Source organism: Microbispora triticiradicis (genome assembly GCF_005864065.1).
Classification (GTDB): domain Bacteria; phylum Actinomycetota; class Actinomycetes; order Streptosporangiales; family Streptosporangiaceae; genus Microbispora; species Microbispora triticiradicis.
The window spans coordinates 1-26,705 of the sequence record NZ_VANP01000022.1; the positions used below are offsets into that span (position 1 = coordinate 1).

The window sequence follows — 26,705 nt, forward strand, 5'->3', positions numbered from 1 at the left end:
TTCCGAACCCGGAAGTTAAGCCTACCAGCGCCGATGGTACTGCACCGGGGACGGTGTGGGAGAGTAGGACGCCGCCGGACAATTTTTTGAGGGGGGTCATCCCGTATGGGATGACCCCCCTTTTTTTGTGTCACCCGGGGATTGGAATGCCGCGATGACCGAGGAGATCCGCCGGTTGCTGGCCCGCCATCTGCCCGGGTACGAGGTCCGGGTGATCGACCGGCTGGGCGAGGGACAGGACAACGCCGCGTACGAGGTCAACGGCGAGCTGGTCGTGCGGCAGAGCAAGGCCGGCGACCCCGATGAACGCGGCGGGACGGTCGAGCGTGAGGCGGCGCTGCTCGCCGTCGTCGGTGAGGTGTCGACTATTCCGGTTCCGCGGCCGGTTCTCGTCGTCCCCGAGGCGGGGATGCTGGCGTATCCCAAGCTGCCGGGCCTGCCGCTGAACCGGCATCCGGTACCCGAGCCGGCCCGCCTGGCGGCACCCCTGGGCGCCTTCCTCAGCGCACTGCACCTGCTGCCCGTCCCGCGCGTGGAGGACCTGGTGCCGCGCGACGCCTACCCACTGCGCGACCTCAGGGAGGAGGCCGAGGGAGACTACGAGGAGATCGCCGGCCGTCTCCCCGCGGAGGAGCGCCGGCTGGTCGAGGAGTTCCTCGCCGCCGAGGCGCCCGCGGACCCCGAGACGCTGACGTTCTGCCACAACGACCTGGGCAGCGAGCATATGCTGGTGGACGTCGCGACGAGCGCGGTGACGGGGGTCATCGACTGGACGGACGCCGCCGTCGCCGACCCCGCGTACGACCTCGCGCTCGTCTACCGGGATCTCGGCCCCGCCGTCCTCGCCCGGACGCTGGAGCACTACCGGGGCGGGCTGGACGACGCGGGCCGTGAACGGATGCTCTTCTACGCCCGGTGCGCGCTGCTGGAGGACGTCGCGTACGGCCTGCGCACGGGCATCAGGCCGTACGCGGAGGCCGGCCTCGCGAACCTCGGCCGCACCTTCTCCTGAGCGGGTGGAACCGGCGGGCTCTCAGCCGCTGACGAGCCGGTAGCCGACTCCGCGCACCGTCTGGATCATTGTGTCCTCGACGTCGCCGAGCCGGGCGCGCAGGCGCTTCACGTGTACGGCGATCGTGTTCGTCGACATGCCGTCGGTCGAGTGCCAGACGTTGCGCATGATCTGTTCGCGGGTGACGGTCCTGTCCGCGTTCCGCATCAGGTAGTGCAGCAACTCGAACTCCCGCAGCGGCAGGTGGACGATGCTCCCGGCCACCTTCACCTGGTACGCCGTGACGTCGAGCTCGACCTCGCCGATCGTCAGCACGGTCCGGTGGTTGTCCTGGCGCCGGAAGGCGGCCTGGACGAGGGGGAGCAGTTCTGGCACCCGGTACGGCCGGGCCACGCAGGCCGTCGCCCCGGCCTCCAGGGCCCGCAACGCCTGCCCGGCATCGCTGCCTAGGTCGATGCCGAGCAGGACGGGCATGGTTCGCGCGAGCCGTACGGCCCGGACGAAGTCCACGGGCCCGACGATGGGGAGGGAGGCGCAGATCAGCACGGCGTCCGGCCGGAGCGCCCCGGCCTGCAGCAGTGCCTGGGCGCCGTCCGGCACGCCGGTGACGTCGACGCCCTCGGCCTGCATGGCGGCCGAGAGCTGCCGCACCAGTCCCGCGTCCGGATCGGCCACCAGGAGCATGGGCGCCGTCCGAGTGTCCCCCTCCACTGCGGGTGCCGTCACCCGGTCCCTCCAAAGCTCGTCGGCAGGAAGTGCGCGTCAGCCGAAGCGGCCGGTGATGTAGTCCTCGGTCGCCTTCTCGGCCGGGTTGGTGAAGATCTTCGAGGTCTCGTCCATCTCGACGAGCTTGCCGGGCTGTCCCTGGGCGGCGAGGTTGAAGAACGCCGTCCTGTCGCTGACCCGGGCCGCCTGCTGCATGTTGTGGGTCACGATCACGATCGTGTAGTCCTGCTTGAGCTTGGAGATCAGGTCCTCGATCGCGAGCGTCGAGATGGGGTCGAGGGCCGAGCACGGCTCGTCCATGAGCAGCACCTGCGGCCGTACGGCGATCGCGCGGGCGATGCACAGGCGCTGCTGCTGGCCGCCGGACAGGCCGGCGCCGGGCCGGGCGAGCCGGTCCTTGACCTCGTTCCACAGGTTGGCGCCCTTGAGGGACTCCTCGACGATCCCGTCCAGCTGGGAGCGGGACACCCGGCCGTTCAGCCGCAGCCCCGCCGCCACGTTGTCGTAGATCGACATCGTGGGGAAGGGGTTCGGCCGCTGGAACACCATGCCGATGGTCCGGCGGACCGACACCGGGTCGATCTCCGGGCCGTACAGGTCCTGGTCCTCCAGGCGGACCTTGCCCTCGACCCGGGCTCCGGGGATGACCTCGTGCATGCGGTTGAGCGTGCGCAGGAAGGTCGACTTGCCGCAGCCGGAAGGGCCGATGAACGCGGTCACCGAACGCGGCTCGATGGTCATCGAGATGCCCTCGATGGCCTTGTGCGAGCCGTAGTAGGCGTCGAGGCCGGCGACTTCGATCTGCTTGGCCATTCCTTACCTCCTCCTCGCGGGCGAACGCCACCAGGTGATGAGGCGCGCGACCAGGTTGAGCAGCATGACGATCAGGATCAGGGTCAGCGCCCCGGTCCAGGCGCGGGCGACGGCCACGTCGGTCGGCAGGATCGTCTGGTTGAAGACGTACAACGGCAGACCCATCTGGGGGCCGTTGAACGGGTCGTTGTTGATGGAGTCGGTGACGAAGACGGTGAGGAGCAGCGGGGCCGTCTCACCGGCGACCCGGGCGACGGCCAGCATGACGCCGGTCACGATGCCGGGGAGCGCCGTGGGCAGCACCACCTTGACGATCGTGCGCCACTTGGGCACGCCCAGCGCGTACGACGCCTCGCGCAGTTCGCGCGGGACGAGGCGGAGCATCTCCTCGGTGGCCCGGACCACCACCGGCATCATCAGGATCGACAGCGCGAGCGCGCCGGCGAAGCCCGAGAACGGCATGCCGAGCACCAGGATCCAGAAGGCCAGGACGAACAGGCCGGAAACCACGGAAGGGACGCCGGTCATGACGTCCACGAAGAAGCTGATGGTTCTCGACAGCCGGCCGCCCTCGCCGTACTCGACCAGGTAGACCGCGGTGAGCAGGCCGATCGGGACCGCGATGAGCGAGGCGAGCAGCACCTGTTCGAGCGTGCCGATGATCGCGTGGTAGGCCCCGCCGCCGGCGTCCCTCGCCCCGATGTTGCGCATCGAGTGGGTGAAGAACTCCATGTCGAACCGGCCGATGCCGTTCTTGACGACGAGCCACAGCACCGACACGAGCGGGATGACCGCGAGCGCGAACGCCAGATAGACGAGCACCTGGACCAGGCGGTCCTTCGCTCGCCGCGTCGCGGAGATGGGCTGGATTCCGGTCTGTACGGTCACGCTGCGGCCCTCGCGTACTCCTTGCGGCGGGCGATGATGAAGCGGGCGGCCATGTTCACCAGCAGGGTGATGAGGAACAGGACGAGACCCGAGGCGATCAGCGCGCCGCGGCCAACCTCGGTCGCCTCGCCGAAGCCGTTGGCGATGTTGGCGGCGATGCTGTTGCCGTACGGGCCGAGGATCTGGAACGAGATCTTGAACGTCGCCGGGAAGATGAGCGCGACGGCGATGGTCTCGCCCATGGCCCGGCCGAGGCCGAGCATCGCGGCGCTGATCACGCCGGGCCGGCCGAACGGCAGCACCGCCGTCCGGATCATCTCCCAGCGCGTCGCGCCGAGCGCCAGCGCCGCCTCCTCCTGCATCTTGGGGGCCTGCAGGAAGACCTCGCGGGAGATCGCGGCGATGATCGGCAGGATCATGATGGCGAGCACGAGAGAGGCGGTGAGCATGCTCTTGCCCACGATCGACTCTCCGCTGAACAGCGGGATCCAGCCGAAGTAGTCGTTCAGGAACTTCGACGGCCCGAGCATGAACGGGACGAGGAAGGCGACGCCCCACAGCCCGTACACCACGCTAGGCACCGCGGCGAGGAGGTCCACGACGTAGCCCAGCGCCGAGGCGAGCCGCCGGGGCGCGTAGTGGGAGATGAACAGCGCGACGCCCACGGCCACCGGAGTGGCGATCAGCAGCGCCAGCAGCGAGCTCAGCACGGTGCCGAACGCCAGCGCGCCGATGCCGAAGATCGGCTTGGTCGCGTTCGGCTGCCAGGTCAGCTCGGTCAGGAAGTGGGAGGTGTTCGCCTGGAGGGCGGGAAGGGCCTTGACGACCAGGAACAACCCGATCGCGGCCATGATCGCCAGCAGGACGACCCCGGCGCCGGTCGAGGCGAAGCGGAACGGGCCGTCGCCGCGGCTGCGCCGGAAGGCGGACCGGCGCACGGCCGGTCCGCTCTCCGTGGTTCTGGTTGGTGTGGCCATGTGGTTAGGAGATGGCCTCGACGGCGGTGCGGACCTTGGTCAGCAGGCTCGACGGCAGCGGCGCGTAGCCGAGGCTGGTCAGCGCCTGCTGGCCCTCGTCGCTGGAGGTGTAGCCCAGGAACGACTTGACCAGCTTCGCGTCGTCGGCCGACAGGCCCTTCTCGCAGGTGATCTCGTACGTCACCAGGACGATCGGGTAGGCGCCCGCGGCCTTGGTGGCGTAGTCGATCTTCAGCTTGAGGTCGTTGCCGGTGCCCTCGACCTGGGCGGCCTCGACGGTCTTGGCCGCGTTCTCCGGGGTGAGCTCGACGAACTCGCCCGAGCCGTTGGCCACCTTGGCCTTCTGCAGCTGCGAGTTCTCCGCGAAGGACAGCTCGACGTAGCTGATCGCGCCTTCGGTGCTCTTGATGCTGGAGGCGATGCCGTCGGAGCCCTTCGCGCCCTGGCCCTGCGCCTCGGCCGGCCACGCCTTCGCCGGCTCGTACGGCCACTCGGCGGTGGCCTTGAGGAACTTCGTGAAGTTGTCGCTGGTGCCGGACTCGTCCGAGCGGTGGAACGCCTGGATGGCGGTCGAGGGCAGCTTCGCGTCGGGGTTGTCGGCCTTGATGGCCGGGTCGTCCCACTTGGTGATCTTGCTGTTGAAGATGCCGCCGATGGTCTTCGGCGAGAGCTGCAGGCCGTCCACGCCCGGCAGGTTGTAGACGACGGCCACCGGGCCGGTCACCATCGGCAGGTTGATCGCCTTGCCGGTCTTGCAGCGGGCGTCGGCCTGGGCGGGCTCGCCCTTGTCCTCCTTCAGCGCGGAGTCGGAGCCGGCGAAGGCCACCGTCCCCTGGATGAACGCCTGGACACCGGCGCCGGAGCCGCTCGGGTTGTAGTTGACGCTGACGCCGGGGTTCGACGACTGGAAGTTCTTCTTCCACTCCGCGATGGCGTTCGCCTGGGCCGAGGAACCGGCGGCGTTGATGGTGCCCTTCAGGCTGTCGTCGCCCTGAGCGGGAGCGGCGGCGCCGGCGGTCGCCCCCGCGCCGCCGGAGTTGTCATCGGTCCCGCATGCGGCGAGCGAGAGCACGCCGGCGAGGGTGGCGGCTGCGAGCCGGCCTGCATACTTCACGGTTGTTCCTCCCCTTGTCTTCTCAACACCAGGGACGGTAGGGAGCCGAGGTGACCTAAAACCTTGGTAAAGGTGAACGCGTAGTGAACGCCCCTGGTCGCTCTTGTGCGGCTTCCAGGAGATAACGGGCAGGTCACGGGCGTTATGGGAGAGACTTGAGTTCATGAAGCGTGTATGTCTGGTCTGCATGGGCAACATCTGCCGCTCCCCGATGGCCGAGGTGGTGCTGCGCCGTACGCTCGCCGAACGCGGGCTCGGCGACGTCGAGGTGGACAGCGCCGGCACCGGCGGCTGGCACGCCGGGGAGCCGATGGACGAGCGGGCGCTGGCCACGCTGGCCGACCACGGGTACGACGGCTCGGCACACCGGGCCCGTCAGTTCGACCCCGCGTGGTTCGCCGAGCGCGACCTGATCCTCGTGATGGACCGCGACAACCTCCGTGCCGTACGGCGGCTCGCGCCGCCGGGAGCCGACGTGCGGCTGCTGCGCTCGTTCGACCCGGCGGCCCCCGAGGGCGCCGAGGTGCCCGACCCGTACTACGGGGGACGGCAGGGGTTCACCGACGTGCTGCGCATGGTCGAGGCCGCCTGCGAGGGGGTGGCGAAGCACCTTGAGGATCACTAGGGATCTGGGCGACGGCCACGCGTGGACTCTGCACGAGGGCCTTCTCGACGACGGCCGCCGCGTGTTCGTCAAGCAGGGCGCCGGTGACGTGGCCGCGGTGCTGGACAGCGAGGCGGCGGGCCTGCGGTGGCTCGCCGAGCCGCGGGCCGTGGCCGTGCCCGAGGTGATCGCCGTCGGCGGGGGGACGCTGGTGCTGGAGTGGATCGACACCGGGCCGGCGACCGCGGCGGCGGCCGAGCGGTTCGGGCGGGACCTCGCCGCCCTGCACGCGGCCGGGGCCGACGCCTTCGGCGCGCCCTGGCCCGGTCACATCGCCGAGTTGCCGATGGACAACGACCCCGCGCCGGACTGGCCGTCGTTCTACGTGTCCCGCCGGGTGCTCCCGTTCGTACGGCTGGCGCGCGACCGGGGGGCCCTGTCGGCGGCCGACGTGGCCCTGGTGGAGGAGGCGTGCGACCGGGTGGCGGAGGTGGCCGGGCCGCCCGAGCCGCCCAGCCGGATCCACGGCGACCTGTGGAGCGGGAACCTGCTGTGGTCCCACGGCGGCGGAGCCGTGCTGGTGGACCCGGCCGCGCACGGCGGCCACCGCGAGACGGACCTGGCGATGCTCGCGTTGTTCGGCGCGCCGCGCCTCGACACGATCCTCGGCGCCTACCGTGAGGCGGCGCCGCTCGCCGCCGGGTGGCGCGAGCGGGTGCCGCTGCACCAGCTTCACCCGCTGGCCGTGCACGTCTGCCTGTTCGGCGAGGCGTACCGCGGCAGCCTGCTCACCGCCGCCGGCGACGTGCTCGCCCTGTGACGGAGCACAGTGACGGGGAGCACAGTCGCCGGAGCACAGTGCTGTGAGCCCGGCGAGGTGAGCCCGGCGAGGTGAGCATGGCCGGTTGCGCCCGGCCGGTTGAGCACGGCCGGTTGCGCCCGGCCGGTTGAGCACGGCCGGTTGAGCACGGCCGGTTGAGCACGGCCGGTTGAGCACGGCCGGTTACGGCCGGTTGAGCACGGTGATTTGAGTACGGCCCTACTCATGCGGCGCCCGGCTCCCCGCGCGCACGCTCGTCTGCGGACGAACGTTGACGAACGGCGGGAGCCTTGCTGTGACGACCGACATCGGAGGGGTGTCCTTCGCGTTCAACGCCGGCGACGGTGATCTCGACCTGGCCGGAATGTTGCCCGAGCTGCCCGGGCTCGACCGGATCCGCGGCGCGCGGATCGGGGACCTCTTCCAGGCTCCGGACAGGCTCGCCGGTGCCGACCGGCTGGGCGTCGGCGTCTCCCTCGGTGAGCTCGACCAGGTCGGCACGGACCTCGGCCACCAGGACCTGGGCCACCAGGACCTGGGCCGCCTGGGCCTGGGCCGCCTCGGCGTGGGCACCGACGAGCCGGGCATCGACGAGCCGGGCATCGACGAGCTGGGCACCGACGAGCCGGACATTGACGAGCTGGGCCTTCACCCCGGCGTCGACGGGCGGGAGCCGCCCGACAAGCCGGGCCTCGCCACCGACCCGCCCATCTTCGTGGACCCGAATCGCCGGCTGCCGTTCGTCTGGCGGGATCCGATCATCATCGACCGGTCCCTGCTGGGCGAGGACTCGCCCGACCCCTGGACGTGGGTGCCCACGCCGCCGCGGAACTCCGTGCAGAGGGGTGACCTGGACGTACCCGTCGCGCCGAGCGCGTCGCCCACGGACGGCGACCTGTTCGAGAGCCCCGACGGAGACACCCGCTACGCGCTGCCGCGATACTCCCTGGCCTTCGAGACGACCGGTGATCCCCGCATCTCGATCGTCGAGCGGGACGGAACGGCGATCCTCGTCATGGCGTTCGCCGAGACGCCCTCCCCGGCGGCGGCACCGGGCGTCGCGAAGCTGCCCCACCTCGTGACCGTGTCGCTGAAGTACCGCGTGCCGGTCATCACCGGCGGGACGGTGGTGCTCGACCTGCCGTTCCCCAGCGTGCGGATCGACGGGACCACCGTCGTCGCCGAGATGCCGCTGACCACTCCGGGGCTGCGGCAGCAGTTGCTCGCGGCCCTCTCCTCGCTGGAGGCGGGCGTCTCGCTCGTCGTCGGCCGCGCGGTTACGGTGGGCGTCCCGACGGGGGAGACGATGGAGGACGGCCGTCCCGGCTACCGCAAGGAGCGGCTGCTGCTGGAATGGACCGCTCCACCGGCCCCACTGGTGATCTCGGAGGCCCACCGGAACCGGCTCGGCGGGGTGGCCGGTGGGATCCAGCCGATGGGACGCACGCGGATCACCTTCGACGGTCGCAGCCACTCCTACTGGCAGGATCCCGCGCGGCCGGAGCGCTTCTACTTCCTGCCCGACCGGTTCCTGCTGGCGCGGCTGCCCGGCACCGGACGCCCGCCCGCTCTGAAAGCGCGGGCGACGAGCGCCGCCTCGGTGGACGACGTCCGGGTGACCTTGGAGTTCTACGCCCAGCCGGTCCTGGTGCGGGAGCGTCTTGAGGCGGCCCGCCCGGTCCTGCAGGAGGAGGCCAAGGCGAGAGGGGTCGACGCGCCCGTGCGCCTGGAGGTGCTCCCGGACCCGCAGCCCTCCCTCCGGCTGGCACTGCCGCGGGGAGGCGCCCCCTCGACCGGCCTCGTCGAGCGGCCGGAGGCCGAGATCGACCTCGAACTGGGCGTGACCCACGCGGAGACCCTCGCGCTGGAGGACTTCCGCCTGGTGTACGACGCGCTCTTCGGCGCCTCGCTGAGCCTGCTGCGAGGGGAGGTGCGGGTCGGCGTCGGCGGCGCGCCCGAGGACGTGCCGCTGGAGCTGCGCTTCGACCGTACGGCGGGCGACGTGCTCACCCTGACCGTCACGGCCGCGTCGGCGGCCCACATCGAGGCCCGTCTGACGAACGCGATCGAGAGCCGCGTCCGCCCGGGGAACCCGGCCGCCCTGGCCGTCTGCGCCGGCCGTCAGATCCCGCTGCGGATCGAGGGGCTCGCGGACGATCTCGTCCTGTCCCCGGGCGAAGGGCTGGACGTCCGGCTGGTCCCGCGGACCCCGCTGCCGGAGACCGGCGCGCAGGGCGTCGTGCTCGACCAGAGCGAGGTCGTCGTCGATCCGGACCGGGACGCGATCTGGGCGCTGGTGTTCGACCGCACCGCCCAGCCGCAGCTCGTCCGCGAGGTCTCCGTCGAGGCCGTTCCCGCGCTCTTCGCCGGCCCTCAGGGAGCCGGCCCTCAGGGAGACCGTGTCGCCGCGTTCGTCGTGACGGTCGAGAGGGGCGGCACCGTGCGTCTCACCGAGGACGTGCTCACCGGCGTCACGACCGTTCGCGTTCCGGTGGGGCCGCTGCTCACCGGGGCCCCGCCGCCTCCGCTGCGCTACCGCACCGAGACGTGGTGGCAGTCCGGCGGGATCGGAGTGAGCGACTGGCGGGAGACCGAGGCCACGATCCTGCTGCCGGTGCGCACGGCTCCCAGCCCGTCACCACAGGGAGGTGGCGGGCGATGACGATCCTGCGCGGGCTGCCCGACCTCGGGGCGCCGCTGGTTTCCCTGCCCGGCACGGTCTTCCGCGGCTACGAGGACTCCGGCCTGGCGATCGCCCTGCCGGACCGGCTCGACCTCGAACGCGCGGCGGACGGCACGCCCGTCCTGCTCGTGACCCTGGTCAGAGGCGAGCAGGAGCCGTACGGCCGGATCGAGGCGGGCTTCGCGATCGGCTCACCGCTGAGCGAGATCGGGGAGGCCGCGGCACGCCAGGCCGAGAAGCAGGGGGAGCTTCTGCGGGTGGCGGCCGCGGACCTGCGGGGCGGCGTGCTGGAGGTCACGGCCCGTCTGGGGCCGGTGGCGGAGGAGGTGCTGACGCCGCCGGTGGAGCTCGCGCCCGACCTGCTGACGCGCGCCCGGGTTTCCGTGGCCCTCGCCCCGCGCGCCGCCGTGGCCGCCGCCCGGCTGGTCGAGGACGCCACGCTGCCGGTGACCGCGACGCTCCGGCTCACGCTGCGGGCGGTGGCGCCGCGGCTGCCCCTGGCCACCACGGTCGACCCCCACGAGATCGCGGTACGGCTGGCCGCGCGCTTCGGCGCGCAGGCCGCGCTGACCGTGGAGGATCTCGCGGGCGGCCTCGGCGAACTGCTGGCGGGCTCGCTGACGCCGTCGGCCCCCGGCCCGGGGGACGAGGCCGGCGGACCGGTGACGGACGAGGCCCGGGGGCGGGCGCTCGCGCTGCGCCTGAAGGAGATCCTGGCCCGCCCGGAGGTCTCGGCACAGGTCTCAGCGCAGGGCCGCTACCTGCTCCGCCACCCCGACGAGGTGCTGCCGGGCCAGGAGCGGGTGGACCTGGCCGTGCCCGCCGCCGTGCTCGTCGACCGGGTGGTCACCCTCGATCCGTTCGCCGCGGCCCGGGCCCTGTCCGGCGGCACGCTGGACCGGCACGTGCGCCGGGTGACGACGCCGCCGCTGCCCGCGGGCCACGTCGTCGTCGAGTTCGCCGCCAACCTGCCCGAGCCGGTGGCCGGGCTGCTCGCCCTCCTCGCCGACCTGCGGATCCCGCCCGCCCCGCCGCTGCGTCCGCAGCCCGTCACGGCCGGGGCCGCGCTCGACGGGCCCGGCCGTACGGGGACCGCGGGCGTCGTGCTCGCGGCCGGGGAGGAGCCGAGCGGGGAGGCGCGGCTGCGGGCGCTGCTCGACCTGCCCGGCGGACCGGCGGAGGTCGCGGGTCCGTGGCGGCCCGCCTCGGACCGGCACGTGCTGCTCGGGCCCGCGGATTTCCCGCTGCCGCTCACGGTCGTGCGGGCCCCGGCCGAACTGACCCGCCTCGCCACGGCGGAGGTGGTGACGGCGGACGGGCGGGTGGCGGCCCGCCTGGACGGCGCCACCCCGATGACCGCCGTCCCGCTCCGGCCGGAGGACCTGCCCGCCCGCGTGGTGATCCGGCCGACCGGGCCCGGGCGGGTGATCGAGCTCCCGCTCGGCGGCCGGGACCGCCTCGACCTCGATCTCGTGACCCTGCCCGGATACGGCGCGCAGCGCGCCACGATCGCCTGCCGCAAGCCCCCCGTGCGGGTCGAGTGGCGGGCGGAGGGCGCGGACGACCCGCCCCGGTCCGTGCGGCTCGACCGGGACCGGCCGGCGGCCGAGATCCGATGGATCGCCACCTCCCCCTTCCAGCCGGGTCTGGTGTGGCGGGTGGCCGACGGCGACCAGGCCGGTCCCTGGTCCGCACCCGTGGCTCCCGCGGAGCGGCTCGTGATCGTCGCGGACGAGGCGAAGCCGATCGTGGTGAACGGCGTCGAGATGCGGCCGGACGACGCCGAGCCGGGCGTGTGGACCTACCTGCCGCCGGGGCCGTTCCTCGAACTCGGCCAGGACGGCCGTCCGGCGATCGGCCTCATCGAGGCGGGCGCGACCGCCTTCCTGCAGGTCACCACCCGGCTCGACCTGCCCGAGGCGGCGCGGGCCGCCCTACTGGGCGAGTTGCGCCGCAGGGCGTCCGGCGAGCCGGAGCGGGTGCGTCCCGCGCCCGTCGCCGTACGGCGGGTCGCACTGGAGGCGAGGCCGCCGGACGGCGCGTGGGCGCCCGTCGCCGAGGGGACCAGTTCGGGCCTTCCGCCGTGGACCACGGCGCTGGCGGCGACGCTCGACCCCGGGCAGGCCGCCGCCGTGAAGGCCGCCCTGTCGGGGACCAGGGGCCGCCTGCGCCTGGTCGGGGAACTGGACGCCCCCGCCGGCCCGGAGATCCGCGTCCGCGACGTCGCCGACCTGCTCGAACCCACTCGGTGATCGAAACATCAGCCAGCGAAACCCAGGAGGGGATTCCATGCTTCTGCTCTACGGGGCCGTCGACCTGCCCGAGGCGACCGCCTATCTCGACGACGAGAGCGAACTGCGGTTCCACGTTCTGCCCAAGGTGCCCATGCTGCGGCGCGACGGGGGCCTTCCGGTCTTCAAGTTCGTCAAGTACCGGACGCTCAAGCCGCTGCCGAACGGAGACGTGGGGGCCGCGCTGGCCTTCATGGACATCGAGCTCGGACTCGACGCGCAGCAGGAGCAGTCGGTGCGCGGCCGGCTGGCCCAGATGGTCTCCGCCCGGCGGGGGCCCGGCGCCCAGCCGGTCGACCCGGCCACGATCGTCCTGGTCAAGCCGCAGGTCCTCACCGCCGCCGTCACGGTGGACGTGCTCGGCGACAGCGGCAACCTGGTCCAGAAGGTCAACCACGCGGGCACCCCGTCGATGTACGGGAACAACGTCGTCGCGGTCTCCGCGGAGCTCAACCAGTTCGGCGCGCCCGTCTTCGAGGCCGTGATGAGCAGCAAGGGGGCAGGCGGCGTCCGGGTCGTGTACGACCTGACGTTCGCCGCCCGGCTGCCGCCGGTGCGCGCCGTCGGCACCTGGACGGCGACCAAGTTCTACAGCTTCGTCCAGGAGGTCGACTTCGAGGAGAACTTCTGGTCGGAGGACGACTTCAGCGAGCGGGTCAGCGAGATCTTCCGCAACTCGGAGTCCCGGACGATCGAGATCGACTCCGGAGCGCTGCCCGGCGACGACCCCGCGACCGCGAAGGTGCTGGACACGATGCGCAGCGCGGTCACCCAGCAGTTGGACGAGGCCGTCAAGCGGAACCTGCTGGAGGCCGTCCCGCCGGAGAACCGGGACTTCTCGAAGATCCGTGACGACGACTTCGAGAACATCCGGCGCAGCGTCATGGTGGACAAGCGGTCGGACGTCCGCATCGAGTTCAGGGAGAACCAGGTCGCCTCGGTCGGGGTCCATCCGCAGGCGAACATGCCGTCGCTGGTCAGCCAGGGCTTCGCCTGGGACGACTTCGCCATGGAGGTCGACCTCGACGACCCGTTCTTCCGGCAGCTCAACCTGGTCATCCAGGTGAACGCCGATTTCGCCGACCTGCCCATCTTCAGCGTCGACGTGAAGATCGACTATCCGCCGCACACCGCGACGCACGGCGTCCAGACCTTCGGCTTCCGCAAGGCGGACGACATCGGGAAGTTCACCGCCTTCACCGAGGGCGGGCCGACCAAGTTCAAGTACCAGTACGTCGTCAACTACAAGGGGGAGAGCCGGGTCTTCACCTCCCAGTGGAAGGAGGACGACACCACCGACCTGAAGATCAACGTGGACGAGCTGGGCCTGTGGCTGGTCGACGTCGAGATCGGCGACATGAACTTCGAGCAGGTGAGCAGGGCCGTGCTCACGCTGGAGCACCCTGAGATCGCGCCCGGGGTCCCGGCGGTGCAGCGCTTCCAGATCGACCAGAACACCAAGAAGGCCACCGTGCGGGAGCTGCTGCTGGAGCCGGTCCAGCCGTACGGCGGCTCGATCAAGTACTTCATGAAGGACGGGCGCGAGTACGTCAAGGAGCTGACCGGCCTCAAGGGCCGGCGGTTCTACGTCGACGACCCGTTCTCGGCGACCCGGACGGTGCAGCTGCGCACCCGGGGGGACTTCGAGCGGCGGATCGACAGCATCTTCGTCGACCTCACCTACGCCGACGCACGCAACGACTACCGCCAGACCTCCTCGATGGCCCTGGACAAGGACAACCGGTCCGGCGACTGGTCGTTCCCGGTGATCGACGAGGGGCAGGGCGAGGTCACCTACCGCGCCATCACCACCTACCGCGACGGCACGTCCACCGACAGCGGCGAGCTCGCCGTCACCGGGCGCACCCTGCTGCTCGGAGAGGAGTCCGTCACGCTGACGGTCACGGTGGTGCCCGACCTCATCGACTGGACCCTGGTGAAGCTGGCCACCGTCGAGATCCACTACACCGACCCCGCCCACGGCATCGACGAGAGTGAGACCCTCACCTTCCGCAAGCCGGGCGCGGAGCAGAAGTTCGAGCTGGCGATCCAGGACCGCACGCACAAGAGCTACATGTGGAAGGCCAGGTTCTTCATGGCCGACGGAACCCGCAAAGAGGTCGCGTCGCCCGGAGCGGTGACCGACGAGACGCTCGTCGTCGAGCTGCCGGCATGAGCGAGCGGAGCGAGCGAAGGGGCCACTCATGCTGATAGAGGCACCGCCGTACTACCTGATCGACGGGGTGTCGATCATGCGGGACCACGCGGACCCGCTGCAGTTCTACTACCTGCCGCTCGCTCCCCGGTTTTCGGCCCGGACCGAGGACGGCGTGGAGGTCCCCGCGTTCCTCCTGCTCAAGATCCGCTCGCAGTCGCTCAACGGCGGCTTCGCCGAGTTCGACGTCGATCTCGGCATGCCCCCGGGCGAGATGGAGACCGTACGGCGGGAGCTCCAGCGGCTGGCCGGTCTGGCCGAGCCGCCCAGGCTCGCCCCGGTGCCCGTCGTCGACGGCTCCGTGCAGCTCATGATCTTCGGGGCCACGGACGGGGACACGGGGAGCGCGGGGTTCGTCCGAGCCGTCCGGCACGCCGCCAAGCCCGCGCTGTTCGGCGACAACCGCGCCGCGTTCTCCGTCGAGCTCGACGAGCGCGGGGTCACGGTCCTCGACCAGGCGATGGCGGGGGATCTGGCGCCCATCGGCGTCGTCTACTCCCTCGACTACCTGGCGCTGCGCCCCGCGTACCACGTGCGCCTGTCGATCGACTGGGACCGCACGCAGGACATCCTGGACGAGACGTTCGGCCACGAGGGCCAGTTCACCGACATCCAGATCCAGGACGTCGTGGAGCGCCTGGAGGACGAGCGGGCCGTCACGTACGAGGTGGACACCACCGTCCCCGAGGACGACGACACCGGAGGCGTCCTCGACCGCAGGAACGCCGCGGCCGCCCGGGTCCGCGACATGATCACCGACGCCTTCTTCGAGAGCTCGCTGGACCCCTTGCGGCGGCCGCCCGACGGCTGGGACCGGGCGCGTGAGGTGATCAAGTCGTTCGCCCCGGAACGCACCACACCGACCGGCGTCTTCACGTACAAGAAGCTCCACTACACGCGGATCGACGCCAAGCGGCTCGACGTGAACTTCTCGGAACGGACGACGGCGCGGCGCACGATCTATCCGCAGGGGCACCTCGACGGCCTGTTCCGCGTGTTCGGGGCGGGTCTCGACCGCGACCGGCTGGTACGGAGGATCGACGCCGACGACCCCTGGTTCAAGAGGCGGAAGGTCCAGGTCGTCTCCCACGCCGACTTCGCCCACGACCCGGTCCGCTCCATCACCGCGACCCTGACCTACCAGGGGCAGCCCAGAACCGTACGGCTGGACGCCGGCGCGCCGTCCGCCGTGGTGGAGTGGCCGTCCGTCGTCGCCGACGGGCAGATGATCCAGCCGGTGGACCTCACGTTCGCGGTCGACCTGGAGCCGGCCGAGGCGGGGGAGCGGCCGGCCAGGCTCGTCTCGGAGGCGGCCACCCAGGTGCTGGGCGAGATCCAGGGGATCGAGCCGCGCGACCTGTTCTCCCTGGAGACCATCCCGGTCCTCACCCTGCCGAGCTTCCCGTTCGACCGCTATCCCCGGATCGACGTGCAGCTCCGGTACGACGATCCGGCGCACGGGATCCGGCAGGACGACGTGGTGCACCTCACGTCGGACGAGCCGCAGACGGAGTGGCTCCGGTTCCTCGTCGGGCCGCCCGCCGGGCCGGTCATGGCACGGCTCACCTACCGCGCGGCCGACAACCGCGATCACGTCACGCCGTTCGCGCCGCTCGCCGGGCCGCAGCTCGACGTGCTTGATCCCTTCCCCCACCGGCTGAAGGTGACCATCGTTCCCGTGCTGGACTTCGCCGTGGTGGACCGGGCCTGGGTCGACCTCGTCTACGACGATCCGGCGAACGGGATCCGCGCCGAGGACTCGATCGAGATCGTCTCGGGCCGGTCGCCGCGGACCTTCGTCGCCGAGCGGACCGACCCCGGCGCCGGTCACACCCGCTACCGCGTCACCGTGCTCATGAAGGACACCACGCTCATCGAGGGGCCGTGGTCGACCACGGTGGGCACGAGGATCTTCGTCCGGGCCGACGTGCGCGGCCATCGGGCGGTGACGCTGCGGGCCCCGGCGGACTTCGCGACGCAGGGCCTCAAACGGATCCACGTCGAGGCCCGCGCGAAGGACGAGCCGGCCGGGCTCTCCTTCGAGGACGCCGTCGACCTCTCCGCTCCGGACGCGACCGCCGTGTTCGAGTTCGACTTCGCCACCGCCGACGCGTACGAACTCAAGATCCGCCGGTTCTTCCGCAACGGGCTCAGCCCGGAGCAGGACTGGAGGCGCTTCGACCAGGACGACGTCACGATCCCGGCCAGGCCCTGAGCGAGAAGGGACGGACCATTGCTTCAGCTCGGCTCCGACACGTTCGAGGTCGACGGCGTGACGGTGTTCCGCGACCACGCCGACCCGACCCAGTTCTGGTACCTCGCGACCCAGGTCGCCCTCGGCCGGCGGCCGGACGGGCGGCCGGCGTTCAGCTTCATCAAGTTCCGCCAGGAGGTCGCGGACGCGGGGATCGAGGGCGGCGGTTTCCTGATGTTCGAGGCCGTCGTCCAGCTGCCCCAGCGGACCCGGGACACCATCATGGGGCGGCTCGCCGGGTTCGTCCCGGACGGCGGAGCGAGGCTGGCCCCCGCCCCCGTCGAGCGGGGCACCGTACGCGTCGTGGCGCTCAACCTGGAGGGGCCGGGCGGCACCACGGCCGCCGAGGCGCCTCCGGGCGGCTTCACCGCCGTCACCAAGATCCTGGGCGCGACCACGCCGTCCCTCACAGGTGAGGAGACCGCGGCGTTCTCCCTCGTGCTCGACCGGGAGGGCGCGATCATCCTGGAACAGGCCTTCGCCCACGGCCTCACCCCGATCGGGGTCGTGTACGAGCTGGAGTACTCGGGTCTGACCCCGGACCTCAAGGTCGAGATCACCGCCGATCTCGAACGCGTCTACACCCACTTCTCGGCGAGCCTGGAAGCGCAGGTCTACTGGGTCCGGGCGGGCATCGACGCCGGATTCGAGAAGCTGGTCCAGGACGGGGCGATCCAGATAAAGGTCATCGACTTCGACGGGACGGCGGACCGCGAGGCCAAGGAGAAGTGGGCCCTCGACTTCTTCAAGAACGACCTGCTGGCCAAGTGGTTCGAACCGTCGCTCGACCTGGGGCGGCTGCAGGGCGCGGACCAGCCCGAGGGACTCGACGCGGTGCTGGAACGCCTCAGGAAGCTGGGCCAGTCCACGCCGTCACCCACCGGCGCCGCGGGCTCGCCAGGTACGAGCCCCGGTACGAGCCCCGGCGCGGGCGCCGGTGCCACGGGACCGGCGGCCACGGCGGCCACAGGGGCCGGGACCGGGGCGCCGCCGGCCGCCACCTTGACCGTCATCCGGTCGGCCCCCTCGCCCCTTCCCACCGGGTACGGAGTGTCGCTCGTGCCGGGTTCCCACGAGCAGACGGAGACCCTGCGCGTCGAGGGGCCTCCCGGCGCGACCGTCACCGTCGGCGGCCGGGCCCTCGTCCTCGACGGCGCGGGGACGGTCAGCGTCGACGTTCCCGCCGGCACGACCCTCCCGGTGACCGTGGACTGGCCCGCCTCCCCGCCCGCCGACGAGACGTTCACGCTGGGGTTCACCTTCGACCAGCCCCGGGAACAGGGCTTCTCCGCCGCCCCGGGCAACCCGGTCTACACCTCCTACCTGCTCGACGCCCCGACGCCCCCGGACGCCCGCTTCTCGCAGAGCACGGCCCCCGGTCGTACGGCTCCGCCGTCCGGCGCGGCCGCGCTGCGCGACTGGCTGGACCACCGGCTCGTCCCGCCGAAGAACGTGACCGTCGTCGCCCACGCGAGCTACGAGGGCGACTCCTCGCCGGGGACGACCGCGCTCAACCAGCGCCTTTCCGAGCGGCGGCTGGCCGTCGCCCGCGGTGTCATCGCAAACCGGGCCACGATCGTGGCGAGCGAGGCCAAGGGTTTCTCGCGCGCCCAGGCCGCGGGACGCGTGGGCCGCGACGAGGACCGGGTCGTCGAGATCACGGGCAGGGTGCAGGGCGCGGACCCGGCGGTGTCGATCCAGGCCGTCCTGGCGCGGTCGGCGGCCCCGGTGACGCCGCCCACCCCCACGCCGACGCCCACTCCCACGCCCACTCCCACGCCCACACCGACTCCCACCCCCACCCCCGCGCCCTCCGGCGGCGGTGGGGGGATCCCGGCGCTCGTGTCCTTCCGGCTCAGGTTCGTACGGCAGGAGGAGCGCAAGCGGCTCACCGTCCTGTACGACCGCAGGAAGGCGGTGAAGCGCGTCTACGCCCCGCAGGGGTTCATCGGGCTCCTGCTGGACCAGCTACCCGACAAATCCGCCCACTTCCTCAATGTGGATCTGCGCGACCCGTTCTTCCAGCAGTTGCAGGTCGACGTGGTCACGCCGGTGGACTTCGAGCGCATCGGGCTCTTCGCCACCGACGTGCGCATCGACTACGGCGACCCGCACGACCATCGCGACGCCGACTTCCGGCTCACCGCGCTCGATCCCGGGCCGAAACGGTTCACCACCTTCCTCGACGAGGCGCGCGACCTCGGGTTCCAGGTCGGGTTCCAGCACCACTTCCGCGCCGACTCCGGCTGGGCGGGGGAGAGGCTCAGCTACGACATCACCCCCAGGCGGAGCACGGACCGCACGCTGAAGGCCGACCCGAACGACGACCTGGGCTTCCTGGAGCTGGAGATCTTCCCCAACAGGATCGACGCCGGTGCCGTGGACGCCGTCGACGTCGAGGTGTCGTACGACGACGGGGCGACGTTCCAGCGGCGCGACGTCTTCCGGGTGCGGCCCGGCAGCGCGGCCCAGACGTGGCGGTTGCGCCTCACCCGCCCGGACCGGCGCGGCTGGACGGCCCGCTTCACCCACCACCTCAGGAACGGCTCGGTCCGCACCTCGGGACCGATCGCCGGTGACGCGTCGTTCCTCCCCGTCGACGATCCGTTCCTCGACGCCCTCGACATCCGCGCCGTCCCCGTCTTCGAGCCCGGCACGATCCGGATGGCCTTCCTGGACGTCGAGTACGACGATCCCGGCAACGGCTACCACCGCAGCGAGCGGCTGGAGATCCCGGCGGACGCCCGCGTGCCCCTGCGGCTGCGCATCGCGCTGCTGGACCCGGCGGTGCGGACCTTCCGGCACCGCGTCACGATCGTGACGGCCGAGGGCCACCTGGTCCAGGGACCTCCGGTGGACGGGGAGGAGACGCTGATCCCCATCGGGCCGGCGTCATGAGACGGACGCTTGAGCGGCTGGTTCGCGAGGCCGCCGGTCTGCGTGCGCTGCCGCCGCCGCTCGACGCCGCCGTCACCCGGCTGGAGGAGAGCACCTGGCCGGAGGTGGTCACCCGCTGGAGCCGCCTCACCCCGTCCGGGTTCCCGGTGGAGCTGACCATCGGCGGCGACGCGTTCCGCTGGACCGCGGAGGTGGCTCCTCCGGAGGTGGCGGACTCCGCCCGGCTGGACCTGGCCGTCGCGATTCTGGCGGCGCACGGCCAGGCCCCCGACCCGGCGCTCGCCGGCGCCCTGCGGCACGCCCAGGCGGGGGCGGGCCTGCGCTTCGGCGCGTGGATCGGCGGGCGCGAGTCCCCGGCCCGCGCCGGGTCCTCCCGGCTGAAGCTCTATGCCGAGATCCCCCCGGAGCTCCCCCCGCCCGGCCTGCCGGTTCCGTCGTCGTTCCCGTGGGGCCTGCTGCCGCACGGCGCCCGCGCGCGCATGCTGGGCGTCGAACCGGCGCGCGGCCGGACCGAGGTCTACGTGCGCCTGCCCGAGGTCGATCCGCTCGACCTCCTGCCGTTCCTGCACGCCACCGGCCACGGCGCCGCCCTCGGCGCGGTCGAGCGCGGCCTCGCGGACGGGCTGGGGCGGCTGAGGGGCCGCCGGCTCGGGCTGAGCGTCGCCCGGGGGAGCGACGGCGCGACCGAGCTGGCGCTGTTCGCGTCGGCGCGCACGCTCTTCCCCGCCGGGCCCGCGATGCTCTCCGCCCTGGTGAACGGCATGGTGAGCGGCATGGTGAACGGCCCGGTGAACGCCATGCTGTCAGGCGCGGCGGGCACCGGGGCGTGGCGCGCCGGTCTCGTCACGCTCGGCCTGGACCCGGAGGGCCGGAGCCTCCGTACGAGCGTCGGGATCTCGCCCGGAACACCAGCGCGAACAGGAAAATCGCCGCGAATCGGAGTAGGGGCCTACTCATGTCCGGACGCGCGTCCGCGCGGTGCCATTGACGTATGACCGGTGACACTCTCCCGCCCGTCGAGCCCAGGCCTGAGCCCGGGCCCGCGCCGGGCGACCCGCCCCAGATCTTCGAGGAGCCCGACTACGACGCGATCGACGAAGAGGTGACGCGCGATGCCCAAGGCCAGCGAGCTGCTCCGTGAGATGAGCAGGTATCTCGGCTACCACGAGCCGCCGAGCCGCGAGACCGTGTTCGGGGTGACCTTCCGCAAGCGGAAGAACCTGCGGCCCGCGGAGGCGTTCGACCGGGGGCCGTGGTGCGACATGTTCGTGGCGCAGTGCGCGCTCGCGGCGGGCGGGCCGGACATGCTGCGTCTCGTGGGCGACTTCAGCCTGACCACGGCCCACGCCGCCTGGTTCCGGGACAACGGGCGCTGGCGCCGCGGCGCCGCGGGCATCCGGCCGGGCGACATCGTCTTCTTCGACTGGCACGGCGAGAAGGAGCTCAAGTTCATCGACCACGTCGCCGCGGTGGAGAAGGTCTTCTCGCCCGACGACATCCAGACGATCGAGGGCAACATCGGCGATTCCTGTGTCAGGCGCCGCCGGACGAGCGCCTTCGTCGCCGGGTACGGCCGCCCGGCCTACGACGGACTGCCGTCGGAGCCCGACGTCTCGCTCATCTCCGTTCTCGCCGAGCTGGGGGACGCCCCCGCGTTTCCCGGCGTCGTCCAGCTCGGCCGGAAGGGCGCGAACGTCCGGCGGGCGCAGGAGAAACTGCGGCGGCGCCGGTTCGGCCTCGGGCCGTCCGGGATCGACGCCGACTTCGGCCCCGCCACCAGGTCGGCGGTCATGGACTTCCAGAGGAGTCAGGGGATCGAACCGACCGGCATCGTCGACGCGAAGACCTGGAAGGCGCTGTGGGAGGCCCCGATCGCCGTCTGAGCCGTACGCCGTCGAGGTCGTCGCCCTCTCCCGCTTCAGGAGTCGCGGGGGAGGGCGACGACGTGTCGCCGCCGGAGGTCAGACGGTGACCCACTCGGTCGTGAACGCGGTGTCACCGGCCCGGCAGCGTACGCTGAACGGCCCGGACGGCACGTCGCCGATGAGGAAGCGGCCGAGGCCGTCCGTGGTCACCGTGCGGGGCGCGGCCCCTCGCACCTCCACGGTCGCCTGCTGCGCGGGCATCACCTGGCCGACGACACGTCCGCCCGCGCCGGACGGGGTGATCTCCAGGTCGATCGACACCCCGGGGCCGTCGAAGGTCAGCAGCCGGGGTTGCGCACCGCCGCGCACCGGGGCCGGTCCGGCCAGGGAGTCGAAGGTCAGATCGGCGAGCTCGGCGTCGGCCGTGCGGAAGGCGTAGGCTCCCCTCGCGACGCGCAGGAGGCTCTCCGGCACCGGGTCGAAGAGCTCGGCGGCCCGGCGCAGCCGCCCTTCCAGCTCGGTGTCCTCGTTCACGCCGCGCCTCCTCGAATCCGGCGGCTCATCCGGCGAGCAGCTTCCGCAGATGTGCCAGGCAGCGGCCCCGGGTCGGTCCGATGCTCCCGATCGCGATGCCGAGGCCGGCCGCCACCTCGGCGTACGACGGCGGGGGCGAGGCCATGAGCACCCGCAGCAGGCGCCGGCAGTTCTCCGACAGCCGCTCGTACGCCTCCCAGACGCTCCGCAGCAGCGCCTCCTGGCCGTCGGCCTCCTCGGCGTCCAGGACCGCCCGTTCCGGCGACCGGTCGTCGGCGCCGGGGGACAGCACGTCCAGGTCGCTCGTCGGGATGACCCGGCGGGAGCCCCGGATGACCTTGAGGCACTCGTGCCTGGCGGTCGTGGCCAGCCACGAGCCGACCCGGTCCGGCTCCTTGATCCTCCCGAGGTTGTCGGCGAGCCGGAACCAGCAGGTCTGGAAGACCTCGTGGGCGTCGGCGTCGATGAGCCGGTAGGACCGGATGACCGACCACACGAGCGGGCTGAGGCGCCCGACGAGCGCCTCCCAGGCCGCGCCGTCGCCGTCGGCCGCGGCCCGGAAGAGGTGTTCCGTTGAGTCGCTGTCCACGCGGCCCGTCCTCACATCCGGGGGTGAGCATGGTACGCAGTATCCCCGGCCCGGTGCTACCGGACTTCCTGGTCCACGAGCAGCCGCGGCAGCGGCCTTCCGTCCCCGTCCCGGACGGCCTGGGCGTGGGCCCGGCCGAGCAGCCATCGGGCGGCGTCCCCGCTCGACTCCCCGGCGGCCGACATCCGGGCGACGATCAGACCGGCGACGAGCGGCGTGGCGAACGACGTGCCGCTCCACCGGGCCAGGCCGTGGAACAGCCCGTCACCGGGGTCGTCGTAGCCGTCCTCGTCCACCGGCCTCTCCCCGAAGATCTCGTCGTCGGGGTGCAGGGGGGTGTAGGAGCCGAACGCGAAGGCGTTCACCAGGTAGGAGCCGCGGGCGTAGACGCTGACCCAGGGGCCGTGGTCGCTGTACACCGCCCGGCGGCTCTGCGTGGCGTCGAGCGCTCCGACGGCGATCACGCTCGGGTCGTGCCGGGCGTACGCCGCGGGGTAGAAGGGCTGATCGCTCGCGTCGTTCCCGGCGGCGGCCACCAGCACCGTGTTCTCGTGCCTGTGCAACTCCTCCATGAAGGCGTCGAGGCTGCGGAGGGACTCGCCGGGCAGGGGACGCACGCCCGCGGAGAGGCTGATGACGTCGGGCCAGGCGCCGTTGCGGTCCTCGTAGTCGGCGAGGGCGTCGAGCAGATGGCGCCCGAATCCGTCCGCGTCCGTGGTACCCGCCCACTGGAGCCGGTTGTAGGTCCGCACCCTGGTCCTGGGCGCCACGCACCGCACCACGCCCGTGATGAACGTCCCGTGGCCGACGTACTCGTGGACGACGCCGCTCGCCGCCTGGCCCCTCAGCTCACCCGCCACCTGTCCGGTGGGGAGCGACGTCGAGTCCCAGGGCTCGCCCGGCAGCACGCGCGGGGGCACGTCGTCCAGAAGGTCCGAACCGTCCCGCTGCTCCAGCCTGCCGGTCACGCGGCCGTCCTCGTCCCGCAGCCAGGGGTAGACCTCAAGGCGCTCGTCCAGGTCCCAGTTCACCACCAGGCCGGTGTCGATCACGACGACCGACGTGCCGAGCCCGGCGCCGGCGTCCCTGTTCACCGGAGGGACGGGAAGCCTGCGGGACGGCACGCGGGGCTCGTCCGCCGGGCAGAGGTTCACGTTGCAGATGGAGACGAGGTAGTTGGGGCTCACCCGCGCGCCGTCCGGGAGGCCGCGCAGCGCGTCCAGCACGCGCGACCCGCCCGTCCCGGGCTCCGCGGTCAGCCGCATGACGGTCCCCGCGGACGACTCGCGGCTCCGCGCGACGTCCTCCTCCACCCCGGGCACGAGGCGCCGCAGCTCGTCGCGGCCCTCCTCGTCATGGCAGACCAGCACGTCCTTCTCGTAGACGTATCCGGGCTCGAAGTCGTCGAGGGGCGGAGGAGCGAGCGTCGTGAGCCCCGCGGCGAGCGCCTCGCGATACCCGCGGTCCTCCGGAGACCGGACCACGTGGCATCGGGCGACGGGGCCCTCGGGGTCGCGCGTGGCGGACGCCTCGGCCACCTCCAGCCACATCCCGGCCGGCAGTTCCGCCAGGACCAGCCCGAACTGCCGCCAGAACCGGCGGTGGAGGGCGTCCCTGGAGGGCTGCTCCGGCGTCGTGTCCATGACGGTCCCTTTCCTGTGGTCGCTCGGATCCTCTATCAGGAGCGGCGTCACCCGGCGCTGATACACCGGCCGGCGAGAGCCCGGGCGGAACCGCGGGCAGGAGGCGGGCCCCGATGGGCAGCAGTGTGGACGAACCGGCGGGCCCGCGTCTAGCATCCCTTCCGTGGCCGGGGACCCCCGAGATCCGCTCGACCTGCTGCCCCTGGTCTTCTCCCAGCCGCGGAAGGCCCTCGCGGGCGCGCGTGCCCTGCTCGCCAATCGGCCCGGCCCGTTCGAGGCGTCGGTGGCCCACCACGTCCTCGGCCTGTTCGAACGGGACTTCGGCGACCTCACGACCGCCCTCGGGCATCTGCGGCGGGCCCGCGCGCTGGCCCGGAGGACGGGCTCGGCCACCCGCGAGGCCGACGTCCTGGCGACTCTGGGCATCGCCCTCGTCCACTCCGGTCGTACGCGGCCGGGCCTGGCCGCGCTCGACCAGGCCCGCGAACGGTCGGCGGGCGTGTCCGCGGCCAAGATCCTGTTCCTGCGGGCGGGGGCGCTGTGGATCCTCGGCCGGCACCGGGAGGCCCTCGACGACCTGCGGCGGGCGCTCCCGGAGCTGCGCGGGGCGGGCGACACGATCTATACGGCCCGGGCGCTCACCCTCCGCGCCACCCTGCTGCTCGCGCTCGGTTCCGTGGAGCGCGCGGACCAGGACTTCCTCGTCGCCGAGCGGCTGTGGGCGACCACGGACCAGGAGCACGACAAGGTCGTGGCGCTGGAGAACCGCGGTCGCGCCGCCTTCCGGTCGGGAGACCTCCCGGCCGCGCTCGGCCACTTCGACGAGGCGGCCGGACGCTACCTCGCCCTGGGCACGCCCGCCTTCGTCCTGGAGATGGAACGCTGCGCCGCGCTCATGGCGGCGGGGTTGCCGCGCGAGGCACTCGAACGCGCGGACGCCTCGATCGACCTGCTCGACCGGACCGGCGGGCAGCCCACGAGGCGGGCGCAGCTCCTGTTCACCGCCGCGGGCGCGGCGCTCGCGGCGGGCGACCCCGACACGGCCATCGCGCGGGTACGGCCGGCGATCCGGCTGTTCGCGGCGCAGAAGCGGGAGTGGTGGGAGACGCACGCCCGCCTGACACTGTGCCAGGCCCGCTTCGCCTCGGGGCGGATCTCCCCGAGCCTGGCCCGGGACGCCGCGGCCCTCGCCGCGACGTTGTCCCGGCTGGGCTCACCCGAGGACGTCCAGGCGTTCCTGCTGGCCGGCCGGGCCGCGCTCGCGCTGGGCCGGGCCGAGGAGGCGGCGCCCCACCTGGCGCGAGCCGCGCGGGGGCGGTTCAGGGGACCGGCCTTCGCGCGGGCCGACGGCTGGCTCGCCCACGCGTTGCGGGCCGAGTCCGAGGGGCGGCCCCGGGGCGTGCTCGACGCGTGCCGCCGGGGGCTCGACGTGCTCGACGAGCACAGGCTGACGCTGGGCGCGTCCGAGCTGCGGGCCCGCGCCACGGCCCGGGGGGCGGAGCTGGCCGCGCTCGCGCAGCGGGTCAGCCGCCGGTCCGGGGACGCGCGGCGGCTCCTCGCGTGGAGTGAACGCTGGCGGGCGACCGCCCTGGCGGTGCCGCCCGCGCGCTCGCCCGGCGACCGGGAGCTGCTGCGCGATGTGACGGCCTTCCGCGAGATCGCGAGCCGGGCCGACGCGGCCCGCTCCGCCGGCGCCCCCGTCGCCTCGCTCGATCGGGAACGGGCGCGGCTGGAGCGGGAGATCCGCGGCCGGACGCTGACCATGCGCGCCCGGGGAGAGCCGGGTGGCGACCGTTTCGACGCCGGGGCGATGCTCCGCAGGCTCGGCGGCACCAGGCTGGTCGAGATCGCCGAGGTCGACGGTGACCTGCACGTGCTGCTGTGCGGCGAAGGGCGGGTCCGCGGGTACGGCGCGGGGCGGATCGCCGACGCGGCGGCCGAGGTGGAGCATCTGCGCGCGGGGTTGCGGCGGCTGGCCTACGAGGGAGCGCCCCGGCGGCTCGCGCTGGTCGAGGAGGCCGGCCGGCGTCTCCAGGACATGCTCTTCGGGCAGGCCGCCCGGCATCTCGGGGAGGGGCCGATCGTGATCGTCCCGCCGGGGCGCCTGCACGGCGTGCCGTGGGCCGTGCTCCCCGCGCTGCGCGACCGCGTGGTGAGCGTGTCGCCGTCCGCCCGCGCCTGGCTGCGGGCGGTCGATCTCGTCCCTCCGCCCGCCGGTGGCCCGGCGTCGGGAATCGTGCTCGTCCGGGGCCCCGGCCTGGGCAGCGGCGGGGGAGAGGTGCCGCCACTCGCCCGGCTGTACGGCGGCGCCGCCGTCCTGGAGGAGGGTGGCGCGACGGCCTCGGCCGTCCTCAAGGCGATCGACGGCGCCCGGCTCGCGCACATCGCCGCCCATGGGATCTTCAGAGCCGACAGCCCGATGTTCTCCAGTCTTCGCATGGCCGACGGTCCGCTGACCGTGTACGAGTTCGAACGGCTGGGCCGGGCACCCCACCGGATCATCCTGCCGAGCTGTGACTCCGGCGGTCTGCAGCCCGTGGGCGCCGACGAGCTGCTCGGCCTCGCGGCCGCGCTGCTCCCGCTGGGAACGGCCGGCATCGTCGCGGGTCTCGTCCCGGTGCACGACGAGGCCGTGATCCCCCTGATGCTGGCGCTCCACGCCGGGCTGAGCGCCGGGCGTTCCACCGCGGAGGCCCTGCGCGACGCCAGGCGGGAGATCCCGGACGATCCTCTCCACCAGGCGACCGCGTGGTCCTTCACGGCGATCGGCGCGGCCTGA

At 72.7% G+C, this 26,705-nt stretch carries 20 protein-coding genes and 1 rRNA gene; 13 read left to right on the forward strand and 8 right to left on the reverse strand.

Going from position 1 to position 26,705, the window contains the following annotated elements; translation table 11 throughout:
• Both rrf and FED44_RS33505 read left to right on the forward strand, forming a co-directional pair.
• Positions 1 to 80 (forward strand): 5S ribosomal RNA (gene rrf, locus FED44_RS33500); the annotation flags it as partial.
• Positions 81 to 154: 74 nt separating this feature from the next.
• Positions 155 to 1,012: a phosphotransferase family protein gene (locus FED44_RS33505; protein ID WP_208759316.1), complete on the forward strand. Its 858-nt coding sequence runs from the start codon at positions 155 to 157 to the stop codon at positions 1,010 to 1,012.
• Positions 1,013 to 1,033: 21 nt separating this feature from the next.
• Here the strand turns inward: FED44_RS33505 and FED44_RS33510 are convergent, their stop codons facing one another.
• From FED44_RS33510 to pstS, 5 genes are read right to left on the reverse strand one after another with little or no spacing between them, the layout of a single operon-like run.
• Entirely contained in the window at positions 1,034 to 1,738 is a 705-nt protein-coding gene (locus FED44_RS33510; RefSeq protein WP_244302486.1) for a response regulator transcription factor, read from the reverse strand.
• A gap of 36 nt (positions 1,739 to 1,774) precedes the next feature.
• On the reverse strand, positions 1,775 to 2,551 hold the full coding sequence (gene pstB, locus FED44_RS33515) for a phosphate ABC transporter ATP-binding protein PstB (RefSeq protein ID WP_117408841.1): 777 nt from the start codon (positions 2,549 to 2,551) through the stop codon (positions 1,775 to 1,777).
• Between the two features lie 3 nt (positions 2,552 to 2,554).
• Positions 2,555 to 3,439, reverse strand: coding sequence for a phosphate ABC transporter permease PstA (gene pstA / locus FED44_RS33520; protein WP_117408840.1), 885 nt, complete (start codon positions 3,437 to 3,439; stop codon positions 2,555 to 2,557).
• A complete protein-coding gene (gene pstC, locus FED44_RS33525; RefSeq protein ID WP_117408839.1) occupies positions 3,436 to 4,416 on the reverse strand; it encodes a phosphate ABC transporter permease subunit PstC in 981 nt (326 codons plus the stop codon). The genes pstA and pstC overlap by 4 nt, the downstream gene beginning before the upstream one ends.
• 4 nt (positions 4,417 to 4,420) lie before the next feature.
• Positions 4,421 to 5,530, reverse strand: a complete 1,110-nt coding sequence (gene pstS, locus FED44_RS33530) for a phosphate ABC transporter substrate-binding protein PstS (protein ID WP_117408838.1) — start codon at positions 5,528 to 5,530, stop codon at positions 4,421 to 4,423.
• Between the two features lie 163 nt (positions 5,531 to 5,693).
• On the opposite strand from pstS, the gene FED44_RS33535 reads away from it, so the two are divergent.
• The 10 genes from FED44_RS33535 to FED44_RS33575 all read left to right on the forward strand — a co-directional run bounded on the left by FED44_RS33535 (position 5,694) and on the right by FED44_RS33575 (position 21,178).
• Positions 5,694 to 6,155, forward strand: coding sequence for a low molecular weight protein-tyrosine-phosphatase (locus FED44_RS33535; protein WP_117408837.1), 462 nt, complete (start codon positions 5,694 to 5,696; stop codon positions 6,153 to 6,155).
• Positions 6,142 to 6,954: a fructosamine kinase family protein gene (locus tag FED44_RS33540; RefSeq protein WP_138463184.1), complete on the forward strand. Its 813-nt coding sequence runs from the start codon at positions 6,142 to 6,144 to the stop codon at positions 6,952 to 6,954. The genes FED44_RS33535 and FED44_RS33540 overlap by 14 nt, the downstream gene beginning before the upstream one ends.
• 295 nt (positions 6,955 to 7,249) lie before the next feature.
• Entirely contained in the window at positions 7,250 to 9,616 is a 2,367-nt protein-coding gene (locus FED44_RS33545; protein ID WP_138463185.1) for a hypothetical protein, read from the forward strand.
• Positions 9,613 to 11,889 (forward strand): hypothetical protein, encoded by a 2,277-nt coding sequence (locus FED44_RS33550; protein ID WP_138463186.1) that lies wholly within the window; start codon positions 9,613 to 9,615, stop codon positions 11,887 to 11,889. Before FED44_RS33545 ends, FED44_RS33550 begins: the two co-directional genes overlap by 4 nt.
• Positions 11,890 to 11,926: 37 nt before the next feature.
• Complete coding sequence (locus tag FED44_RS33555; RefSeq protein ID WP_138463187.1) at positions 11,927 to 14,104, forward strand: hypothetical protein; 2,178 nt, start codon at positions 11,927 to 11,929, stop codon at positions 14,102 to 14,104.
• A 28-nt stretch (positions 14,105 to 14,132) separates the two neighbouring features.
• Entirely contained in the window at positions 14,133 to 16,358 is a 2,226-nt protein-coding gene (locus FED44_RS33560; RefSeq protein WP_138463188.1) for a hypothetical protein, read from the forward strand.
• Between the two features lie 18 nt (positions 16,359 to 16,376).
• Complete coding sequence (locus FED44_RS33565) at positions 16,377 to 19,295, forward strand: OmpA family protein (protein ID WP_138463189.1); 2,919 nt, start codon at positions 16,377 to 16,379, stop codon at positions 19,293 to 19,295.
• Positions 19,292 to 20,290: a hypothetical protein gene (locus FED44_RS33570; RefSeq protein WP_138463190.1), complete on the forward strand. Its 999-nt coding sequence runs from the start codon at positions 19,292 to 19,294 to the stop codon at positions 20,288 to 20,290. Before FED44_RS33565 ends, FED44_RS33570 begins: the two co-directional genes overlap by 4 nt.
• Positions 20,287 to 20,436: a hypothetical protein gene (locus FED44_RS36170; RefSeq protein WP_165900820.1), complete on the forward strand. Its 150-nt coding sequence runs from the start codon at positions 20,287 to 20,289 to the stop codon at positions 20,434 to 20,436. Before FED44_RS33570 ends, FED44_RS36170 begins: the two co-directional genes overlap by 4 nt.
• A complete protein-coding gene (locus FED44_RS33575) occupies positions 20,408 to 21,178 on the forward strand; it encodes a peptidoglycan-binding protein (RefSeq protein WP_117408829.1) in 771 nt (256 codons plus the stop codon). Before FED44_RS36170 ends, FED44_RS33575 begins: the two co-directional genes overlap by 29 nt.
• 78 nt (positions 21,179 to 21,256) lie before the next feature.
• On the opposite strand, the gene FED44_RS33580 is transcribed toward FED44_RS33575, so the two are convergent.
• From FED44_RS33580 to FED44_RS33590, 3 genes are read right to left on the reverse strand one after another with little or no spacing between them, the layout of a single operon-like run.
• The gene (locus tag FED44_RS33580; protein WP_138463191.1) at positions 21,257 to 21,694 is read right to left on the reverse strand and encodes a peptidase associated/transthyretin-like domain-containing protein; all 438 of its coding nucleotides are present in this window, start codon (positions 21,692 to 21,694) and stop codon (positions 21,257 to 21,259) included.
• A gap of 25 nt (positions 21,695 to 21,719) precedes the next feature.
• Complete coding sequence (locus FED44_RS33585; RefSeq protein ID WP_208759317.1) at positions 21,720 to 22,283, reverse strand: RNA polymerase sigma factor; 564 nt, start codon at positions 22,281 to 22,283, stop codon at positions 21,720 to 21,722.
• Between the two features lie 56 nt (positions 22,284 to 22,339).
• A complete protein-coding gene (locus FED44_RS33590) occupies positions 22,340 to 23,926 on the reverse strand; it encodes a S8/S53 family peptidase (RefSeq protein ID WP_138463193.1) in 1,587 nt (528 codons plus the stop codon).
• Positions 23,927 to 24,089: 163 nt separating this feature from the next.
• On the opposite strand from FED44_RS33590, the gene FED44_RS33595 reads away from it, so the two are divergent.
• Positions 24,090 to 26,705: a CHAT domain-containing protein gene (locus tag FED44_RS33595; protein ID WP_208759318.1), complete on the forward strand. Its 2,616-nt coding sequence runs from the start codon at positions 24,090 to 24,092 to the stop codon at positions 26,703 to 26,705.

Excerpts from the sequence above, each read along its gene's own strand:
- FED44_RS33570 (WP_138463190.1), top strand. The coding sequence starts at position 19,292 with ATGAGACGGACGCTTGAGCGGCTGGTTCGCGAGGCCGCCGGTCTGCGT.
- FED44_RS36170 (WP_165900820.1), top strand. The coding sequence starts at position 20,287 with ATGACCGGTGACACTCTCCCGCCCGTCGAGCCCAGGCCTGAGCCCGGG.
- pstC (WP_117408839.1), bottom strand. The coding sequence starts at position 4,416 with ATGGCCACACCAACCAGAACCACGGAGAGCGGACCGGCCGTGCGCCGG.
- FED44_RS33590 (WP_138463193.1), bottom strand. The coding sequence starts at position 23,926 with ATGGACACGACGCCGGAGCAGCCCTCCAGGGACGCCCTCCACCGCCGG.
- FED44_RS33550 (WP_138463186.1), top strand. The coding sequence starts at position 9,613 with ATGACGATCCTGCGCGGGCTGCCCGACCTCGGGGCGCCGCTGGTTTCC.
- FED44_RS33535 (WP_117408837.1), top strand. The coding sequence starts at position 5,694 with ATGAAGCGTGTATGTCTGGTCTGCATGGGCAACATCTGCCGCTCCCCG.
- pstB (WP_117408841.1), bottom strand. The coding sequence starts at position 2,551 with ATGGCCAAGCAGATCGAAGTCGCCGGCCTCGACGCCTACTACGGCTCG.
- FED44_RS33575 (WP_117408829.1), top strand. The coding sequence starts at position 20,408 with ATGCCCAAGGCCAGCGAGCTGCTCCGTGAGATGAGCAGGTATCTCGGC.
- FED44_RS33555 (WP_138463187.1), top strand. The coding sequence starts at position 11,927 with ATGCTTCTGCTCTACGGGGCCGTCGACCTGCCCGAGGCGACCGCCTAT.
- FED44_RS33505 (WP_208759316.1), top strand. The coding sequence starts at position 155 with ATGACCGAGGAGATCCGCCGGTTGCTGGCCCGCCATCTGCCCGGGTAC.
- FED44_RS33560 (WP_138463188.1), top strand. The coding sequence starts at position 14,133 with ATGCTGATAGAGGCACCGCCGTACTACCTGATCGACGGGGTGTCGATC.